Origin of the sequence: Nocardia brasiliensis (genome assembly GCF_042691675.1) — a bacterium.
Classification (GTDB): Bacteria; Actinomycetota; Actinomycetes; order Mycobacteriales; family Mycobacteriaceae; genus Nocardia; species Nocardia brasiliensis_D.
In genome coordinates, this window is sequence record NZ_CP170507.1 from 6,461,957 (window position 1) to 6,480,190 (window position 18,234).

The 18,234-nt window shown below is 65.4% G+C and carries 17 protein-coding genes; 5 read left to right on the top strand and 12 right to left on the bottom strand.

Annotation, left to right across the window (positions count from 1 at the left end; translation table 11 throughout):
* Positions 1 to 18: 18 nt before the first annotated feature.
* The 3 genes from ACFK0J_RS29735 to ACFK0J_RS29745 all read right to left on the bottom strand — a co-directional run bounded on the left by ACFK0J_RS29735 (position 19) and on the right by ACFK0J_RS29745 (position 2,883).
* Positions 19 to 924, bottom strand: coding sequence for a DUF2268 domain-containing protein (locus ACFK0J_RS29735; protein WP_378732899.1), 906 nt, complete (start codon positions 922 to 924; stop codon positions 19 to 21).
* Between the two features lie 76 nt (positions 925 to 1,000).
* Entirely contained in the window at positions 1,001 to 1,612 is a 612-nt protein-coding gene (locus ACFK0J_RS29740) for a dihydrofolate reductase family protein (RefSeq protein WP_378732901.1), read from the bottom strand.
* Positions 1,613 to 1,677: 65 nt separating this feature from the next.
* The gene (locus ACFK0J_RS29745; protein WP_378732903.1) at positions 1,678 to 2,883 is read right to left on the bottom strand and encodes an FAD-dependent oxidoreductase; all 1,206 of its coding nucleotides are present in this window, start codon (positions 2,881 to 2,883) and stop codon (positions 1,678 to 1,680) included.
* A 290-nt stretch (positions 2,884 to 3,173) separates the two neighbouring features.
* Between ACFK0J_RS29745 and ACFK0J_RS29750 the strand changes: the two genes are divergently transcribed.
* A complete protein-coding gene (locus tag ACFK0J_RS29750; RefSeq protein WP_378732904.1) occupies positions 3,174 to 3,527 on the top strand; it encodes a hypothetical protein in 354 nt (117 codons plus the stop codon).
* A 61-nt stretch (positions 3,528 to 3,588) separates the two neighbouring features.
* On the opposite strand, the gene ACFK0J_RS29755 is transcribed toward ACFK0J_RS29750, so the two are convergent.
* Positions 3,589 to 4,506, bottom strand: a complete 918-nt coding sequence (locus tag ACFK0J_RS29755) for a D-alanyl-D-alanine carboxypeptidase family protein (protein WP_378732906.1) — start codon at positions 4,504 to 4,506, stop codon at positions 3,589 to 3,591.
* A 252-nt stretch (positions 4,507 to 4,758) separates the two neighbouring features.
* On the opposite strand from ACFK0J_RS29755, the gene ACFK0J_RS29760 reads away from it, so the two are divergent.
* Positions 4,759 to 5,700, top strand: coding sequence for an MBL fold metallo-hydrolase (locus ACFK0J_RS29760; protein WP_378732908.1), 942 nt, complete (start codon positions 4,759 to 4,761; stop codon positions 5,698 to 5,700).
* Between the two features lie 53 nt (positions 5,701 to 5,753).
* On the opposite strand, the gene ACFK0J_RS29765 is transcribed toward ACFK0J_RS29760, so the two are convergent.
* The 4 genes from ACFK0J_RS29765 to mgtE all read right to left on the bottom strand — a co-directional run bounded on the left by ACFK0J_RS29765 (position 5,754) and on the right by mgtE (position 10,296).
* Entirely contained in the window at positions 5,754 to 6,962 is a 1,209-nt protein-coding gene (locus ACFK0J_RS29765; RefSeq protein WP_378732910.1) for a cytochrome P450, read from the bottom strand.
* Positions 6,963 to 7,162: 200 nt separating this feature from the next.
* Entirely contained in the window at positions 7,163 to 7,510 is a 348-nt protein-coding gene (locus ACFK0J_RS29770) for a hypothetical protein (protein WP_378732912.1), read from the bottom strand.
* 120 nt (positions 7,511 to 7,630) lie between these two features.
* The gene (gene mraY / locus ACFK0J_RS29775; protein ID WP_378732914.1) at positions 7,631 to 8,707 is read right to left on the bottom strand and encodes a phospho-N-acetylmuramoyl-pentapeptide-transferase; all 1,077 of its coding nucleotides are present in this window, start codon (positions 8,705 to 8,707) and stop codon (positions 7,631 to 7,633) included.
* A 224-nt stretch (positions 8,708 to 8,931) separates the two neighbouring features.
* On the bottom strand, positions 8,932 to 10,296 hold the full coding sequence (gene mgtE / locus ACFK0J_RS29780; RefSeq protein ID WP_218470773.1) for a magnesium transporter: 1,365 nt from the start codon (positions 10,294 to 10,296) through the stop codon (positions 8,932 to 8,934).
* Positions 10,297 to 10,750: 454 nt separating this feature from the next.
* Here mgtE and ACFK0J_RS29785 point away from each other — a divergent pair, with 454 nt between their 5' ends.
* The gene (locus ACFK0J_RS29785; RefSeq protein WP_378732917.1) at positions 10,751 to 11,524 is read left to right on the top strand and encodes a hypothetical protein; all 774 of its coding nucleotides are present in this window, start codon (positions 10,751 to 10,753) and stop codon (positions 11,522 to 11,524) included.
* Here ACFK0J_RS29785 and ACFK0J_RS29790 read toward each other — a convergent pair.
* Positions 11,460 to 12,050 (bottom strand): DJ-1/PfpI family protein, encoded by a 591-nt coding sequence (locus tag ACFK0J_RS29790; protein ID WP_378732919.1) that lies wholly within the window; start codon positions 12,048 to 12,050, stop codon positions 11,460 to 11,462. The two genes, ACFK0J_RS29785 and ACFK0J_RS29790, sit on opposite strands and share 65 nt — an antisense overlap.
* A gap of 363 nt (positions 12,051 to 12,413) precedes the next feature.
* Here ACFK0J_RS29790 and ACFK0J_RS29795 point away from each other — a divergent pair, with 363 nt between their 5' ends.
* Together ACFK0J_RS29795 and ACFK0J_RS29800 are read left to right on the top strand one after the other, a co-directional pair.
* Entirely contained in the window at positions 12,414 to 13,814 is a 1,401-nt protein-coding gene (locus ACFK0J_RS29795) for a glycosyltransferase (RefSeq protein ID WP_378732921.1), read from the top strand.
* Between the two features lie 73 nt (positions 13,815 to 13,887).
* Positions 13,888 to 14,880, top strand: coding sequence for an LLM class F420-dependent oxidoreductase (locus tag ACFK0J_RS29800; protein ID WP_378732923.1), 993 nt, complete (start codon positions 13,888 to 13,890; stop codon positions 14,878 to 14,880).
* A gap of 99 nt (positions 14,881 to 14,979) precedes the next feature.
* Here ACFK0J_RS29800 and nrdE read toward each other — a convergent pair whose 3' ends face one another.
* From nrdE to ACFK0J_RS29815, 3 genes are read right to left on the bottom strand one after another with little or no spacing between them, the layout of a single operon-like run.
* A complete protein-coding gene (gene nrdE / locus ACFK0J_RS29805; RefSeq protein WP_378732925.1) occupies positions 14,980 to 17,085 on the bottom strand; it encodes a class 1b ribonucleoside-diphosphate reductase subunit alpha in 2,106 nt (701 codons plus the stop codon).
* 38 nt (positions 17,086 to 17,123) lie between these two features.
* Complete coding sequence (nrdI, locus tag ACFK0J_RS29810; RefSeq protein WP_218470779.1) at positions 17,124 to 17,603, bottom strand: class Ib ribonucleoside-diphosphate reductase assembly flavoprotein NrdI; 480 nt, start codon at positions 17,601 to 17,603, stop codon at positions 17,124 to 17,126.
* A 41-nt stretch (positions 17,604 to 17,644) separates the two neighbouring features.
* Positions 17,645 to 17,878, bottom strand: a complete 234-nt coding sequence (locus tag ACFK0J_RS29815) for a redoxin NrdH (RefSeq protein WP_069163300.1) — start codon at positions 17,876 to 17,878, stop codon at positions 17,645 to 17,647.
* Positions 17,879 to 18,234 lie beyond the last annotated feature (356 nt).

Consider the following 18,234-nt stretch of genomic DNA (forward strand, 5'->3'; position numbering starts at 1 on the left):
TTTCGAACCCAATGCTGCCTATGCCTGCCCCGATTGCCCACCGATGCGGTCGAGTGCCGTGGCGATGACTTCCGCGCTGTCGGCGTGCAGGGCCTGCGCCGCGGTCTTGCCGGTCGCCGCGAGATAGGCATCGACCAATCGGTTGCCGGCGGAGTAGCCCGCTCCGGTCGGCAAGCCGACCGGGGTCACACCGAGGTGCTCGGCGATGGTGTCGCCGTGCACCCAGGCCGTGAAGTTCTGCATGCCGGTGATGTCCAGTCCGGAAACGACTTTCGTGAACACCGCGTCGTCGTGCAAGGTGGGCACGCCGATGCGGGCGTAGCCGAGGTCCGCGCCATAGAGTTGACGAGCGAAGGCGTCGGCCAAGCCCTCGCCCACCACCTGCTCGCCGACGGCGACCGTCGCCGGATCCCACACCACACCGCCGGGGCTGTAGCGCAGATTGTGGTGAAGTTCGTGCACCGCGGTGCATTCCACTCGTTCCAGGTTCTCCGGGTACGGCCACAACGTGATCGCGATGTATCCGGAGATGCCGCCGAACCCGGTGACGCCCAGACTGGGACCCATGAAGTTGGCGTCACTCGGATCGCCGAGCAGCAGAAGCACGGTGATATCCGGGGCTTGGAATCCTGGTGTCGCGGCGAGCAATACGGCTGATGCCTCGTCCATCGCCTGCTGCATGCGCTCCCAGGCCCCGGCCGCAGCGAGCTTTTCTATCGCGTCGAGGCAACGTTGCTCGTCGCGATCGAGCGGAAACCCGGCCGACTGCCGGTGGAACGCCACCAGGTCGACCTCTCCTGGAAAGTACCGGTACATCCCGGCTATCGGGTCGAGCATTGATCGCAGCATGTCTTCGCGATCGCCCACCGGCGCCCGCAGGATCTGCTTCATGGCGGAGTAGGAGTCGAGAACAGTGATCGTCACGGGCCCGACGGTAAGCCCTGACGTAGCGTCAGGGACAAGCCGCGGTGAAACGGAACACAGGGCGGGTGTTCGTACCTCAACTGGGCTCGACCGGCCGCCGCCCGAGCACTCGGTAGCGCAGGTGCGTCACGTCGCGCGCTGCCAGCCGCCGGACTACATCGAGCTCGATGTGATCGGGGCCCAGACCGTCGAACAACCGGCGCCCTTCGCCGAGTAGCACCGGTACGAGATGGATCTCCATTTCGTCGAGCAGCCCGGCCCGCAGCAGCGCTTGCGCCGCACCCGCGCCGTGCACGAGCACGGGACGACCGCCCGCGGCGGCCCGTGCCCGGGTGACACAGTCTTCGACGTTCGTGACGAATTGCGCGCTGCCCGGCGGAATATCGTCGTCATCGATGCGGTGGGTCAGCACGAAAATCGGCACGCCGTCGTGATGATCACCCTGCCAACGCCCAGCCAGCTCGAAGGTGCGCCGACCGGAGATCACCGCACCGGTCGCCTGGGCCTCGCGATACACCTGCCCGCTCGGGCAATCCGACATCCGATCATCGAGCCAGTTGAACAGCCGCCCACCAGCACGACCGAGCTCCTGGCCCGCCCGGTCATCCGGTCCGGCGATGAAACCGTCGAGTGACATCGACATGTAGAGACGGATCGGTGATGTGCGCTGCTGGATGTCTGCGTTCATGTCCATTGAGACCGTTCGAGATCGACGAACTAATCGCGGCCCTCGACGCCTGACAAATGCCGGGCCTAATTGTTGGCGCGGTGGATGGCGCGTTGGACGAGGCCGCGGATGCCGGGGAGTTGGATGGCGCGGAGCATTAGTTCGCTGGCCAAGACGTGGGCGCGGGACGGTGGGGCGAATCGGCTGATTCCCTTCCGGGCCAGTGCTTGTCGCTTGTGCACTTCCGGGCGCAACGACGTCTCCCACGTGTCGAGGGCAGCCGGGATGTCGTCGCCGTGTGCTGCTAACTCGGTGCCGAGCCGGTCGGCGCCGTCGAGGGCGAGGGCGGCACCGTAGCCGGCGAATACTGTTACACACCATGCCGCGTCGCCGAGCAGAACGACTCGGCCGTGACTCCAGCGGTCCATCATGATTTGGCCGACCGAGTCGAAGTAGGCGGTGGCGGGTGCGGCCGCTAGTTGGCGGAGGGCGTCGGCGACGCCGCCGCCGAGATCTCCGAACGCTCGGGTGAGGGCGGAGGCAGCACCGAGTGCCAGTTCGGCCTTCGGATCGGGGCAGCGGTAGGTGAAGAACGTCGAGGACCGTTCCGGCCCGAGGTTCATCACCGCGGCGGTGCGGCCGGGTCCGATGAAGGTGGTGCCGACGCCTTCGGGTACGTGCTCGGGAACTGTTCCCAGTGGGAATGCGGCGACCATGTGGCCCAAGTCCACGAAATGTTCGGTCTCGGCGCCGAATACGAGCTCGCGCACTCGGGAGTGCACGCCGTCGGCGCCGACGAGAAGTTCGGTTTGCCGGCGGGTGCCGTCGCTGAGGGTGACGACGACTTCCCCGGCGGTCTGGGCGACGGCCTGCACGGTGGTGCCGAACCGGATCTCGACGCCGTCGGCCACCGCGTCGTACAGCGCCGACTCCAAGTCACCGCGGAACAAGCTCAGTGCCCGATTCCCGACGGCAGCCTCGGCGACAGCGGCCGGAACCTTGAACTTCTCCCGGCCGTCCGCGTGGACGAGGACCGAGGTGAAGAACCCGATATCGCGCGGAGTCAGCGCCGGTACCAGCCCGAGCCGCTCGGCGGCGGCATATCCGGGTCCGTGCAAGTTCACCAGGTAACCGCTACTGCGACGCGTCGGCGCGCGCTCGATCACGACGACGTCCCAGCCTTGTCGATGCAGCCGCAACGCGGCGGCCAATCCGGCGATACCGGCGCCGACGACCGTCGCCCGCCTGCCCGGCGTCCTGGCGCCATGCGGAGTGTTCTCGAGGGCTTCCATGTGCGACTCCTGGATCCGTTGTCGGCGAAAGCCATCCACGAACTATCGCCCTACCGTCAACTAGTAGTTGACGATGACGCAATCGTCAACCTATGGTTGACGCATGGATCGAGAGGTGCCGCTGCGCGGCGTGATCGAGTGGGTCGCGCAGAAACGATCAGCGCCCGGCGTTCGCAGAGCGCCCGACGGTTACCCGACGGGCGAAACCATGCAGGAAGCACCGATCATCACCGGTGCCCCGGCCAGCAAGGGTGTCGCCGCCGGTCCGGTCCGGCTCGTGCACAGTGTTGATGACTTCGATGCGGCGACTGGTGCAGGCCTGCACGGCCTGGCAGCTGATCATCCTGCCCGACGGCAGCATGCGGGACAACGATTACCGGGACGCGCAGCGGGACCGGCAGATCTTGACCGAACTCGCAAACCTCGCAGAGAAATTGGTTCCGCTGACGAGTCAGCTCACCGAACAACTCGCTCGGTTCTCCGGTTACGACACCCGTTTCACTGCCGCCCTCGCCCTGGCCGCCGACAACCCTGAGATGGTTACCGGCACCAAGCGCGATTCCTCCCACCGAGTTTGGTTCGAACTGCACGAAGATCTGATCGCGACGCTCGGCATCGATAGGGCACTCCCCTCCGGCCCCTAGGCGGGGCCGCCGGAGAACAGTTTGTGCGCACGGGCCCGCGAGTACCGTGCCGTGCGCGCCGCTAACCAATCGGTAGTGCGCTCAGGATCGGGCTGTAGAACCAGTTCAGGATGCGCTCGGCGTCTTCCTTCGCGGCGACGGCGCCGTGCGGTGAGCTGTGCAGGACCACACCGATCAACGGTATTCCTGCCCTGACCGTCTCGAACAGCAGGCAGGTTCCCGCAGCGTTGGTGTATCCGGTTTTGATGCCGATGGTGCCGGGATAGTCGCGCAGCAGCAGATTGGTGGTCTGCCAGAGGTGTTCGCGGTTGCCCGGACCGGCGGGCAGGTGATAGCTGTGCGCCCCGACGATGTCGCGGAACACCGGTTGGCTCATTGCGCGCAGGCCGAGGGTCACCAGGTCCGCTGGGGTGGAGGTGTTGGAGTGGTCGGTCGGAACGGGCAGTCCACTGGGATCAGTGAAATGTGTTCCCGCCAGGCCCATTTGATGCGCGGTGTCGTTCATCTTGGCGATGAAGCCGTCTTGGCCGGGACCGAATGCCTCGGCGAGGGTGTAGGCAGCGTCGCAGCCGGACGGCAGCATCAACGCATAGAGGAGTTGGCGCGCGGTGAGCACCTCGCCGGGGGCCAGACCCGCGTTGCTTCCGTCGTTCGCGGTGCAATAGGCCATGCTTTCGTGCGGCACGGTAACAGCCCGGTCGAGATCGCCGGTGTTGACCACGACCAGTGCCGTCATCACCTTGGTGATGCTGGCTATCGGGACGGGGGTATTCGGCTGTCGCGACCACAGCATCGTGCCGGTGATCCCGTCTGCCAGCGCTGCGGCCGGCGCCTGCACTCCGGCCGGCTCCGGAGTCGTCCACGGCAACTGCATCCAGGACGACTGGCTATGGGCGGGTATAGCCGCGACGCTCTGACCGACTGCCACGAGCAGCACCCCGGCGATAACAGCCTGCAACAATCGGGCAAATGTCCGCATGGTCCACATTCTGCCGCCCCACCTCGCTGATCAGCGGGATTTCAACGATCGAATTTCCAGCTCCGGCAACAGCACGCAATTGGCAATTCTGCTGCTCCGAGTCCAACGCTGCTGACGTGCGACCACACAGCAATCCCGAAGTGCCCGAAGGACTTCGGCGCAGCACCCACGCGATGTCGCCGAACAATTCACTGGATATTCCGCCGTGCGCCCCCGATCCTTAGCGTGGACATCGATCGGAGAGGGTTCTTCATGGCACACAACGCCGCCCAGCAGGCCGACCATCCTGAGCGGCTGGAGCGCGGACATCCGTTCCGGCAGTGGAAGACCTGGCGGATCCCGGGTACTGAATTGACGTTGACCGGATACTCCCGCGCGAACGACAAGACCTTCTTCCACATCCCGGAACTGCGGTGTTCGCTCGATGCTGGCCTGTGTGAAGGACAGCGGGTCGACACCGTCTTCCTCACCCACACCCACCACGACCATGCCAAGGATCTCGATTTCCTTGCCGAATCCGCCGACGTCTACCTGCCCGCCGAGTCCGTTCCCTATGCCGAGTCGTACCTGCGCGCGTCCGCCGAACTGAATCACGGCTCGGCATACGACCAGTCTCGGGCGGCCGGACACCGGTTACACGGCGTACGCGGAAAGGACGAGTTCACCTTCGGACGCCGCGGTCATCACGTGCGTGTCGTCCAGTGTGAGCACAAGGTGCCCTGCGTGGGTTACGCCTTCTCCGAACGACGTAAGTCCCTGCTTCCCGAATTCGAGCTGCTCCGCGATCAACTCACCGGCGCCGAATTCGGTCGGCTCATGGCGAGTAAGCGCAAGGCAGGGCAAACGGTCGAACAGGAAACCCGCCATCAGTTGTTCGCCTACCTCGGCGACACCCATGTCACCGTTTTCGAGCGGAACCCCTGGCTGTTTGACTATCCCGTCATCATCACCGAGTGCACCTTCTTGCACGACACCGAACTGCGACGCGCGGACACTGTCGGCCACACCGTCTGGAGCCGCCTGCGACCCGTCATCGAATCCCACCCGGACACCCTGTTCATCCTGATTCATTTCAGCCTGCGCCACTCCGACCGCGAGATCGCCGAGTTTTTCCGAGAAACCGGACTCCCACCCAACGCACTCCCCTGGATCCACCCAGAACCCCACCTCCCCGAACGACACCAAGCCAACTGATCCGGATGGGTTGGCGCTGGCCGTAGCGTCGACCGGGCCCGCGCCGCGGCGCATTATCCGACGTCCCAGGTGACCGGCAGGCTCTTCACTCCGTAGATGTCCGCGGTCTCCGGCCGCAGGGCGACCTCTTCGGCCGGTACGGCCAGGCGCAGCGTGGGGAACCTGTTGATCAGCGCGGGGAATGCGACGCGCATCTCGACGCGGGCGAGCTGCGCGCCCAGGCACAGGTGGGTGCCGTGGCCGAAGGCGAGATGCCCGTCGGCCCGCCTGCGGAGATCGAGCGTGTGAGGGTCGGTGAAACGCTCGGGGTCGCGATTGGCGGTGTGGTACGACGCGATGACCACCTGCCCGGCCTTGATCGTCTGGCCGCCCAGCTCGACGTCTTCCAGCGCTGTTCTCATGAACGTCTTGGCAACGCTCAGATACCGCAGCAACTCCTCCACTGCCCGGTCGGTGAGCGCGGGATCGGCGCGCAGCGCGGCGAGCTGCTCCGGGTGGCGCAGGAGCGCGAAGGTGCCAAGCGCCAGCATGTTCGCGGTGGTGTCGAACCCGGCCGCCAGCAGAATCAGGGCCATTCCGCGCAGCTCCTCATCGGTGAGATCAGTGTCGATGAGATCGCCGAGCACATCGTCGGTGGGGTTCGCGCGCTTGGCGGCCACCAGTGTCGTGAGGTAGTCGTAGGTCGCGGTAACCGCCGCTATCTGGTCCTCGTCGCTGGTCTCTCCGTTCATGAACGACTCCACATGCTCCTGGAACGAGCCACGGTCCACGTAGGGCACCCCCAGCAATTCACAGATCATGATGGCGGGGATGGGCCTGGCGAACGCCGTCACCAGATCCGTGGGCGGCCCGGCCTTTTCCATGGCGTCGAGGTGGTCGGGGGTGATCTGCTCGACCCGTTCGGTGAGCAGCCGCATGCGCCGTGCGGTGAACTTGCTGACCAGTGGTTTCCGATAACGCCCGTGCTGTGGCTCGTCCATGAGGAGGAACTCGCCGGGCGGCGCCGGCGGGATCTCGACGCCCGAGTAGTCGGTGCGCGGGTCGAGCATGAGCTCCCTGCGTGAGCTGAACCGTGAGTCGGCGAGGATCGACCTGACCAGGTCGTATCCGGTGATCAGCCAGCCGGGTTCGCCGCCGGGGAAGGTGTAGTGGCTGATCGGGCCGCGTCGCCGGGCGTCGATCAGCTCCGCCGGTGGGTCGAACGGGCAGCCGGGCCGACGCTCCGTCGGCAGCATCGTGATCGTGTGGAGAGATTCACTCATGGCCATTCCCCTTGCGGTCGTACGTATTTGGGGCAGCTCGGAAGCGGCGATGAACCTACTATAAGTAGATGTATACGTATATGCAAGGTGGTGGCCATGGTTGCCCGTCGGGCACGCTCGGCTGGCGGTCAGGGCGAGCGGCCAGTGGAAGCACATGGAGAACGGCACCCGGGGGTGCGCCCGGGTGCCGGGTCGATCAGTTAACCGGCGGAGCCGGAGCGTGGGGTGTTGTCGACCACCGCGCCGCGGTAATCGATCCACAGCGCGTCATCCGAGAATTCCGCACAGCGCACCGTGATGGTCACTGTCGTGTGCGGGCGGATGCGTTCGCGCACCGGTACCTGGGAGGTGATGCGCCGTTCGGACCAATCCGAGCAGGAGGCAATGCCTTCCACGCGGTAGGTGTCGTCGGTGTCGTTGCGACAGACGAACTCATCGCACGACACGCCGGGTGCCAATTCCTTCGCGACGGCCTGCGGTGCCAACACACCTACCGCGCTCGCGAACAGGGCCGCGACGCCCAGACCGAAGGCCAACTTGTGACGCATGAATGAAACTCCAATCGAGGGGCCCGACCCGGCAGCCAACCTACCGACGCGACAGGTGGCGGAGATCAGTTCTCGATCACTGGGAGATCATCCTCGGGCGGTGGCACCCCGAAGTTCGAATCAGCCGATTTCGGCGAGGTACTCGCCGTAGAACAACATCAGGCCGACCGCGGCGGCGACGCCCGCCAACAGCCAGAAGCGGATGATCACGGTGGTTTCGGCCCACTTGCTGAGTTCGAAATGATGATGGAACGGGGCCATCTTGAACAAGCGGGCCCGCGTCGTACGGAACACGACGATCTGTAGTAGCACCGACAGGATCTCGGCGAAGAACAGCGCGCCGACAACGGCCGTCAGCAACTCGGTGCGAGTGGTGATCGACAGTCCCGCGAGCAGTCCGCCCAACGCCAGCGAACCGGTATCCCCCATGAAGATCTTCGCCGGTGCCGCGTTCCACCACAGGAACCCGATGCAGGCGCCCGCACCCGCGGCACAGACCAGCGCCAGATCGAGCGGATCGCGAACGTTGTAGCACCCGGCGACGGGAGTGGTCACGCACGCGTTGGTGTACTGCCAGAAGGTGATGATCACGTAGGCACCGAGGGCGAAGCTCATCGATCCGGCGGCGAGTCCATCGAGCCCATCGGTGATGTTCACCGCGTTGGACCAGGCCACCACGAGGAAGCAGACGACGATCAGGAACCCGATCACCCCGAACGACACCGTGGTCACGTCCCGGACATAGGACATCTGCCTACTGGCCGGAGTCAGCCCGGTGCTGTTGGGAAACCGCAGCGCGAGCACGCCGAAGATGACCGCGGCGGCGAGTTGGCCGACGTACTTGCCGGTCGCGGTCAACCCGAGGTTGCGGCGCTTACGGAGCTTGATGAAGTCATCGAGGAACCCGACGACACCCAGCGCAGTGGCCAATCCGAGCACGAGCAGCCCCGAAGCGGACACCCCCGCCGCGTCGTGCCGACCCGCGAGCAGATGCGCCCCGAGGTATCCGGCCCACATCCCGATCAGGATCGCGATGCCGCCCATGGTCGGGGTACCGCGCTTGGCTTGATGGCTGGCCGGTCCCTCGGCCCGGATCTGCTGACCGACCTTTCTGCTGGCGAACAACTTGATCAACAACGGCGTCAACGTGATCGACACGGCCAGCGCGATCATCGCCGAGAACAAGATCTGTCTCATTCGCCCCTCATGCAGCTGTCAGCGGGTTTCGTCCATTGAAACATCAACGCGCGGGCTCCTTTTCACTGCCCGACCCGGCGCGGCCCGCCGCAGCGCGCAACGCCCGATCGAGGCCGGTGACGCGCGAACACAATCCGCTGTCGTCCTCGCGAACGGCTCCGACGCTAGCAAGCCGAGCCGCGACGTGCCGTCAGATGAAGCTGGGCTACACGCCGCGCTTCGCGTCAGATGCCGAGGATCAGCTTGGCGGTGGTGAAGTAGATGATGAGGCCGGTGGCGTCGACGAGGGTGGTGACCATCGGGGCGGAGACGACGGCCGGATCGATGCGGAGTTTCTTGGCGAGCAACGGCATGGTGCCGCCGATGGTCGCGGCCCAGCCACAGATCAGGACCAGCGTGATGCCGACGACCACGGCGATGCGCGGGCCGACGAACAGTCCGCCGATCACCAATCCCGCTGCGGCGAGCATGGATCCGAGAACCAGGCCGACCCGGCATTCGCGCCAGATCACCTTGAACAGGTCGGTGACCCGCACCTCGCCGACCGCGAGCGCCCGCACACAGGAGGTGGCGGCCTGCGCCCCCGCGTTGCCACCCGCGCCGATGAGCAGCGGAATGAACAGCGCGAGATGTGCGGCCTGCTGCAGTGTTCCTTCGAACATGTCGGTGACGCTGACCGTGAGGGTCGCGGCGAACAGCAACAGCAGCAACCACATCGCGCGATAGCGAGCCAGCTGGAACACGCCCGCGGCCATGTAGTGGCCCTCCCACGGCGCGGACCCCGCCTGCCTGGCCACGTCCTCGCTGTCCGCGGCCTCGATCACCTCGACGGCGTCATCGATGGTGAGCAGGCCGACGAGCCGGTTCTCGCTGTCCACGACGGGCAGGTTGATGTCGTTGGTCTCGCGCATCAGCCGGGCCGACTTCTCGGCGGAGTCGGTGGCGCGCGCGAAGGCCGGTTCGGTGACGACCAGTTCGGCGACCATCGTGTCCGGCTTGCTGAGCACCAGCTCGCGCAGTTCGACGATGCCGGTGAGCCGCCTGCCCGCGTCGACGACGGGCAGCGTGTAGACGGTCTCGGCGTTGGCGCCCTTGGCTCGCACCATGGTCAGCGCGTCGGCGACGGTGAGGTTCTGCGGCAGCGCGACCACCTCGGGCGTCATGTACTGGCCCGCCGAACCCTCCGGGTAGCCGAGCAGTGCGGCGGTCATCCGCCGCTCGCGGGGGCTCAATCCGGCGAGCACCTTCTTGGCGACCTTGGCGGGTGCCTCACGCAGCATGCGGGCCCGGTCGTCCGGCGCCATGTCCTCGACCAGATCGCGGAAGCTCTGATCCCGCAGGCCCTGCAGGATCTGCTGCTGGTCGACCGGCTCCAGCTCTTCGAAGACGGCCAGTGCCAGGTCTTTGTCGAGTAGCCGGAACGCCATCCCGGCTTGGACGGCGTCCATCCGGGCGAGCTGGTCGGCGATGACGTGCGGCGGGTGGTCGTCGAGCCAGGCGAGTGCGGCGTCGACGCGGTGGGTGTCCGCGATGTCCTGCAGTGATTCGGACAGCGTCGGACGTACTTCGATGAGATCGGCCTGCGACATGGGGTGTCCTCAGCGATATTGCGTGAGTGAATGGGAGCGCGAAAATTCACACCGCGGGCGCCGGCCCCTACCGTCGCGAACTAGTCAGAAATGCGAGGGGGCGGCGCCGCGCGGCCTTCGACTAGGAGGTTCGCTGCGCATGGCAACCCCACCTCCTTCTCGTCGCTGCCGCAGACCTGGGGCGTCCACGCCATCACTGAAAACGTTGATCGGACGCGAGAGCGCCCTTGTGCAGGATACAGGCAATCGGCCGAAGTGTTACCACGACGGAGCGAGGCCGCCCCCTGGATGACTCGGCCGAAATCGACGCCGAGTCGAGGTTGTCCATCACTGCTGTGCGTCCGAGCCTGCCTCGGAGGGCGGCGGGAGGTCGAGTGAATTTCCAGCTCCGAAGGGCTCGATCGTCGTGCCAGCTCCCTGTCGGCGGGCCGGTTCGAGCGGGAAACTACTGGTTATGCCCGACAGTTCGACATCACCCGAAGCACTTGCCGGACAACGCTTTTCCCTGAAGTTGTCCGGCGCATGCGCCATCGCGGGCGGTGGCGGCTTTCTGGCGGTCGGTGTCGCGCACGGCGACCTTCCCGACGACGATGTCGGCGCCGCGCTGCGCTTCGTCGCGGACCACCCGCAGTGGTACGCCACCCATCTGGCCGGGATCGTGTGCGTACTGCTGTGGGTTGGTGCGTTCACGGGGCTGGCGCACTCGTTACGTGGCGGCGTCGCCGTTGTGCTCGGTCGACTCGCGGCGGTGAGCATGGGAGTCGGGGCGGCCGTGTTCACCGTCGACTACACCATCGACGGATACGCGTTCAAACGCGTCGCCGACCAGTGGGCGGCAGCGCCGTCGGGCCCGGCAGCCGAGCGCTACCTGACCATCGCGGATGCGATGTTCGCGGTGCTCTACGGCACGGTGACCGCCTCGGCGATGTGGACGCTCGGGCTGCCGTTTCTGCTCATCGGGCTGGCGGTGTCCGCCGACAACGCATATCCGCGGTGGCTGGGCTGGATCGCGGCGGTGACCGGCGGCGGCAGCGTGGCGGGCGGGGCGATCACCTATCTGGCGTGGCATCCGGGTGCGGGGTTCGTCCTCGCTCTGGCGTGCAACGCCCTCTCCGCTGGGTGGCTCGTGGCGGTGGGCGTCCTCATGTGGCGCAGAGCCCCGACTACACCGGAGGTTGCGGATCGTACTGGGCGAGGCGGCGCACCTCGCGCGCCCGATCGGCGCTAGCCAGCCGCTGGATCAGGTGCAATGCCATGTCGATGCCCGCGGAGACGCCGGAGGAAGTGATCACGTCGCCGTCGTCGACGAATCGATCCTCGGAGCGGACTTCGATGGTGGGGTCCAGTTCGGCCAGTCGATCCAGGGACATCCAGTGGGTGGTCGCGGCTCGCCCGGACAGCAAGCCCGCCGCCGCGTACACCAGCGAACCGGTGCAGACGCTGGTCATCAGCGGTGTCACCGCGCGTTGCGCCCGCACCCACGCCAGCATGGTCTCGTCCGTCAGCATCGGCCGCGTCCCCTGGCCGCCGGGGAAGATCAGCACGTCGCGCCGCGGCGCGGTGTCGAACGAGTACTGCGCCTCGATCGTCAGGCCCTTCGCGCACTTGATCGGGCCGCCGTCCAGCGAGAACGTGAAGGCCGTGTAGCCGTCGTCGGGAAAATACTGGGTCCAGAGGGCGAGCATTTCCCACGGACCGACGGCGTCGAGTTCTTCCACTCCAGGGAACAGCAGCAGGCCGATGGTGCGCGTCATACTTCTCCTCTCGGCAGGAACCCGCGAGCTCGAGTCCACCTTCGAAGGTAGCCATCGTTCGGCAAGCCGCGCACGCCGGCTTCTCGGTCACGACTGAGCGGTGGTGTCCTCGGGCGTAAGTCCACACTCCCCGATTTGATCAACCACCCATTTGCTATGCGCCCTTAGAGGACTCAACACCTTTTCGTACCGCGAGTTTGCTAATTCCGCTTACGTCATACCACGCACCACCGCAGTCAGGATGAAAACCGCTGACACCACAGAAATTAGTCCGTCAAGTCGTACATCACGATCCTGTTTCGTGGCGAATAACGTATCACTGGTACAGGTGACACGCCCATTAGCTGCAAGTTAGCCTGTGGCATGACGAAAATACTGGCATTCACCTCACCGGCACAAGGACACCTGTATCCGGTCGCGCCGGTCCTGGCTGAGCTGGTATCACGCGGTCACGACGTGACTGTGGTGACGCTCCCGGGCAGCGAACCGGCATTGCGACCCTTCGGATTCACGGTGCGCGAACTGCCACCGGTACTGGCGAACGGCACCCTCGACGACTGGTCGACCACCTCGAAGATCGCGGCCCTGCGCGCGGCCGTCCGCGCGCTCGTCGTCCGCATCCCCGACGAGATCCAGGCATTGCGCGGCGCGATCATCGCCGAACGACCGGACGCGCTGCTGATCGACATCACCGCTACCGGCGCGCAGATCCTGGCCGCGGCCAGCGGACTGCCCTGGGCGTCGTGGGCGTCGATGCTGCTGCCGCTCCCCTCGCGCGACGCGCCGCCCTTCGGCCCCGGCTTGCGGCCGCGGCCGGACCGGCTCGGCCGGGCCCGCGACAAGAGCGTGCAATGGTTCCTCAATGGCCGCTGGAACGAGGTGCTGCCGCAGCTCAATCACATGCGCCAGTACTACGGACTGGATCCGCTGGACCACACCGTCGACTACCTTCGCCAGCCGCCGCTGACGCTCAACTTCACCGCGCCGCCGTTCGATGACGTGCGCACCGACTGGCCCGAGTCGGTCCAGCAGATCGGACCCGGCCTGTGGGCGCCGGACGCTGAATCACCCCGGTGGCTGGACGAAATCGACCGGCCGCTGGCGCTGGTCACCTGCTCCACCGAATTCCAGGACGACGGCAGACTCGCTCAGGTCGCCATGGACGCGCTCGCCGACAGCGGGCTGTACCCGGTCGTCACGGCGGGCGCCATCAATGCCGAATCCTTCACGGTGCCGCCGAACGCGCGGGTCGAGCAGTTCGTGCCCCATCACCTACTACTAGACCGGGCCGCCGTGGTCGTCTCGCACGGTGGCATGGGAATCACCCAGAAGGCATTGGCCGCAGGCGTTCCAGTCTGCGTGGTGCCGTTCGGCCGGGCGCAATCAGAGGTCGCCCGGCGCGTGGTCACCAACGAGGCGGGCAGTTGGGTGCCCGCGAAGCGGCTGAACATTGCCAACCTCCGCGCCGGCATCGACAAGGCGATGGGTTGCCGCGACGGCGCGGCGCGGGTGGCGGCCGGGTTCGCCGCGGCCGGCGGCACCCTGCGCGGCGCGGAACTGCTGGAACGGCACTTCGCCGGTCACGAGATCGGACATCCGACGAGAACCGGTGCCGCGCCGTTGAACACCTCACACACCTATCCGACGAACGAGGTGGCGCCGGAGATCACCCCCGGCGAGCCGGATCCGATCGTCCTCCCGCCCAACAACTCCGCGCCGACGGACGACCGGTACTGGACAACCTGGCAACGTCGGGATCGCTGAGCAGCCTGCGCCGCCGACCGGCCCAACCCGGGATGATTGGTTAGGTTTGGGGAAACACACGAAGGAGATATCTGTGCGCTTCGGCATCTTCATTCCGCAGGGTTGGCGGCTCGATCTGGTCGGGATCGAACCGGCGGAGCAGTGGCGGGTGATGCGGGATCTCGCGCAACGCGCGGATGCCGGTGACACCTGGGAATCACTGTGGGTGTACGACCACTTCCATACCGTTCCGGTGCCCACCGAGGAGGCGACGCACGAGGCGTGGACGTTGATGTCGGCGTTCGCGGCATCGACCTCGCGGATTCGGCTCGGCCAGATGTGTACCGCGATGAGCTACCGCAATCCGGCGTACCTGGCGAAGGTCGCGGCGACCGTCGACCTGATCTCCGGCGGGCGAGTGGAGATGGGCATCGGCGGCGGCTGGTACGAACACGAGTGGCGCGCTTACGGTTACGGGTTCCCGTCGGCGGGTGAGCGGCTCGGCCGCCTCGACGAGGGCGTGCAGATCTTCCGGCAGGCGTGGACGACGGGCAAGGCCACCCTGGACGGCAAGCACTACCAGGTCGACGGCGCCATTGTGCGGCCACTTCCGGTGCAGGAGGGCGGGATTCCGGTGTGGATCGCGGGCGGCGGCGAGAAGAAGACGCTGCGGATCGCGGCGAAGTACGCCCAGTACACCAACTTCAGCGGCGAACCAGCAGAATTCGCGCAGAAGTCCGATATTCTGCGCACCCACTGCGGCGAGGTCGGCACCGATTTCGATGCCATCGTGCGCTCCTCGAACTTCAACGCGGTCATCGCCGCCACCGAAGCCGAAGTCGAAGAACGTCTTTCCGCGGTGCAGGCCAAGCTGGCCTCGGTGATCGGCGAGGATCAGGCCAAGGGCTTCGTCGACGGCATGTTCCGCACGTCGGCCGCGGTCGGCACCCCGGAGCAGATCGTCGAAAGGCTTGCCAAGGTCCGCGATCTCGGCCTCGGCTACGCCATCGTCAACTTCCCCGAAGCCGCCTACGACACCTCCGGCATCGAACTCTTCGAACGCGAGGTAGCCCCCGCGCTCGCCTGAACATCCTTGCCGGACAGACGATCACGGGGAACCGGTGGTGTCGGCCGCTCAGGCCGATAACGCCATCGGTTCCCCGTGCTCATCCGATCGGTTTCGCGACTACAGCATGCAGGAGACGCAGCCCTCGACTTCGGTTCCCTCCAAGGCCATTTGGCGCAGGCGGATGTAGTAGAGGGTCTTGATGCCCTTGCGCCAGGCGTAGATCTGGGCCCGGTTGAGGTCGCGGGTGGAGGCGGTGTCCTTGAAGAAGAGAGTCAGCGACAGGCCCTGGTCCACGTGCTGGGTGGCCGCGGCGTAGGTGTCGATGATCTTCTCGTAGCCGATTTCGTAAGCGTCCTCGTAGTACTCGAGGTTGTCATTGGTGAGGTAGGGCGCCGGGTAGTAGACGCGGCCGATCTTGCCTTCCTTGCGGATCTCGATCTTCGACGCCACCGGGTGGATGGAACTGGTGGAGTGGTTGATGTAGGAGATCGAGCCGGTCGGCGGGACGGCCTGCAGGTTCTGGTTGTAGATGCCGTGCTGCATGACCGAGGCCTTCAGCTCACGCCAATCGTCCTGAGTGGGGATGTGCACACCGGCGTCGGCGAACAGCTGCGCCACCCGTTCGGTCTTCGGCTCCCACACCTGGTCGGTGTACTTGTCGAAGTACTCACCACTGGCGTACTTGGACTCGGGGAAGCCGCCGAAGTAGGTGCCGCGCTCCTTCGCGATCAGGTTCGACGCCCGAATCGCGTGGTAGACAACGGTGTAGAAGTAGATGTTGGTGAAGTCGATGCCCTCTTCGGAGCCGTAGTGCACCCGCTCGCGGGCCAGGTACCCGTGCAGGTTCATCTGGCCGAGGCCGATCGCGTGGGATTCGTTGTTGCCCTGCTCGATCGACGGCACCGAGTAGATGTGCGTCTGATCCGATACCGCGGTCAGCGCGCGGATCGAGGTCTCGATGGTCTGCGCGAAGTCGGGTGAGTCCATCGTCTTGGCGATGTTGAGCGACCCGAGGTTGCACGAGATGTCCTTGCCCACCTTGGCGTAGGACAGGTCGTCGTTGAACAGCGACGGCGTGGAGACCTGCAGGATCTCCGAGCACAGGTTCGAGTGGGTGATCTTGCCCGCGATCGGGTTGGCCCGGTTCACCGTGTCCTCGAACATGATGTACGGGTAACCGGATTCGAACTGCAACTCGGCGATGGTCTGGAAGAACTCGCGCGCCTTGATCTTCGACTTGCGGATCCGCTTGTCGTCGACCATCTCGTAGTACTTCTCGGTGACGTCGATGTCGGCGAACGGCTTGCCGTAGATGCGTTCCACGTCGTACGGCGAGAACAGGTACATGTCCTCGTTCTTCTTCGCCAGCTCGAAGGTGATGTCCGGGATCACCACACCCAGCGAGAGCGTCTTGATGCGGATCTTCTCGTCCGCGTTCTCCCGCTTGGTGTCGAGGAACCGGTAGATGTCGGGGTGGTGCGCGTGCAGGTACACCGCGCCCGCGCCCTGTCGCGCACCGAGCTGGTTGGCGTAGGAGAACGAGTCCTCCAGCAGCTTCATGATCGGGATGACGCCCGAGCTCTGGTTCTCGATCTTCTTGATCGGCGCACCGTGCTCGCGGATGTTGCTGAGCAGCAACGCGACACCGCCACCACGTTTGGACAGTTGCAGCGCCGAGTTGATGGAGCGCCCGATGGACTCCATGTTGTCCTCGATGCGCAGCAGGAAGCAGGACACCGGCTCGCCGCGCTGCTTCTTGCCCGAGTTGAGGAAGGTCGGGGTGGCGGGCTGGAAGCGGCCGTCGATGATCTCGTCGACCAGCTTGCTCGCCAGCACCTCGTCACCGGCGGCGAGGGTGAGCGCGACCATGCAGACGCGGTCCTCGAACCGCTCCAGGTAGCGCTTGCCGTCGAAGGTCTTCAGCGTGTACGAGGTGTAGTACTTGAACGCGCCGAGGAAGGTGGGGAACCGGAACTTCTTGGCGTACGCCTGCTGGAACAGCTGCTTGATGAACGGGCGGCTGTACTGGTCGAGTACCTCCGGCTCGTAGTAGTTCTCGTCGACCAGGTAGTCCAGCTTCTCGTCCAGGTTGTGGAAGAAGACGGTGTTCTGGTTGACGTGCTGCAGGAAGTACTGGTGGGCGGCCTCGCGGTCCTTGTCGAACTGGATCTCGCCGTTCGGTCCGTACAAGTTCAGCATCGCGTTGAGGGCGTGGTAGTCCATGACCTCGCCGGATTCCGCACTGCGGACCGGTGTGTGTTCTACGCGAGCCGTTTTTCCGGCCGGTGCTGTCGTTGTTGTTGCCAAAACAATCCCAATCCCTCTCGGACGCGCTCGACGTCCTCGGCGGTTCCCATGAGTTCGAAGCGATACAGGTACGGCACCCCGCATTTGCGGGAGATCACGTCGCCCGCATAGCAGTAGGTATCGCCGAAGTTCGTGTTTCCCGCCGCGACCACCCCGCGCAGCAAGGCACGGTTGTGCGGATCGTTGAGGAACTTGGCGACCTGCCGCGGCACGAAGTCCTTGTCGGACCGGTTTCCCCCCAAGACGTGCCGACCGCCCCCGTAGGTGGGGACGATCAGCACGTAGGGTTCGTCGACGCGCAGCGAATCGGCGGTGTGCAGTGGAATGCGAGTCGCCGGGAGACCCAGCTTCTCGACGAAGCGATGCGTGTTCTCCGAGGCGCTGGAGAAGTAGACCAGTGCCGGAGCGGCGGGACCGTAGCTGTCATCGGACACGGTCGACCTCTCCTCTCGGAGGAACGGAAACGGCGAAGCGGTCAGGCCGCCACGGTGGCGAGCGACTTGATGCGATCGGGCCGGAAACCGGACCAGTGATCCTCACCGGCCACCACGACCGGAGCCTGCAGGTAGCCGAGGGCCATGACGTAGTCACGCGCCTCGTCGTTCTCGGAGATGTCGATCACCTCATAGTCCACCCCGGCCTTGTCGAGGGCCTTGTAGGTGGCATTGCACTGGACGCAAGCGGGCTTGGTGTACACGGTGACGGTCATTGAGGTCCCTCTCTCCTTGTGCCTGATCCACAGCCTGTGATCCGTATGCAGTGCACGATCCGACGTTGCTGCGCAAACTCCTGGATCTGGCTTCGAATCCCCTGCTCAGCCCTCTCGGGCCGAGGCTCGCAGAGCGGGGTGTCATGCCGTCTTCCAGTACCGAAGACACTACACCTAGTGGCCGACAGATTCATCCAACACGACATGTTGCGAGTCACATTGATGAAATTCGAATGCGGTAAGTCCCTGGACGCTCGATTCGCAACCCGACACGACCGTGGTGCAGATCACAATTTCGTACCGTAGCTGATTTCCAGCAAACACCCTGGGCAGACGAAGAGGGCCACCTCCACCGC

Bases quoted from the DNA above. Each gene is read 5' to 3' on its own strand.
- ACFK0J_RS29790 (WP_378732919.1), bottom strand. From the start codon at position 12,050: ATGACGCGCACCATCGGCCTGCTGCTGTTCCCTGGAGTGGAAGAACTC.
- ACFK0J_RS29815 (WP_069163300.1), bottom strand. From the start codon at position 17,878: ATGACCGTCACCGTGTACACCAAGCCCGCTTGCGTCCAGTGCAATGCC.
- ACFK0J_RS29795 (WP_378732921.1), top strand. From the start codon at position 12,414: ATGACGAAAATACTGGCATTCACCTCACCGGCACAAGGACACCTGTAT.
- nrdE (WP_378732925.1), bottom strand. From the start codon at position 17,085: ATGGACTACCACGCCCTCAACGCGATGCTGAACTTGTACGGACCGAAC.
- mraY (WP_378732914.1), bottom strand. From the start codon at position 8,707: ATGAGACAGATCTTGTTCTCGGCGATGATCGCGCTGGCCGTGTCGATC.
- ACFK0J_RS29745 (WP_378732903.1), bottom strand. From the start codon at position 2,883: ATGGAAGCCCTCGAGAACACTCCGCATGGCGCCAGGACGCCGGGCAGG.
- ACFK0J_RS29765 (WP_378732910.1), bottom strand. From the start codon at position 6,962: ATGAGTGAATCTCTCCACACGATCACGATGCTGCCGACGGAGCGTCGG.
- ACFK0J_RS29750 (WP_378732904.1), top strand. From the start codon at position 3,174: ATGACTTCGATGCGGCGACTGGTGCAGGCCTGCACGGCCTGGCAGCTG.
- ACFK0J_RS29760 (WP_378732908.1), top strand. From the start codon at position 4,759: ATGGCACACAACGCCGCCCAGCAGGCCGACCATCCTGAGCGGCTGGAG.
- mgtE (WP_218470773.1), bottom strand. From the start codon at position 10,296: ATGTCGCAGGCCGATCTCATCGAAGTACGTCCGACGCTGTCCGAATCA.
- ACFK0J_RS29740 (WP_378732901.1), bottom strand. From the start codon at position 1,612: ATGAACGCAGACATCCAGCAGCGCACATCACCGATCCGTCTCTACATG.
- ACFK0J_RS29770 (WP_378732912.1), bottom strand. From the start codon at position 7,510: ATGCGTCACAAGTTGGCCTTCGGTCTGGGCGTCGCGGCCCTGTTCGCG.
- ACFK0J_RS29785 (WP_378732917.1), top strand. From the start codon at position 10,751: ATGCCCGACAGTTCGACATCACCCGAAGCACTTGCCGGACAACGCTTT.
- ACFK0J_RS29755 (WP_378732906.1), bottom strand. From the start codon at position 4,506: ATGCGGACATTTGCCCGATTGTTGCAGGCTGTTATCGCCGGGGTGCTG.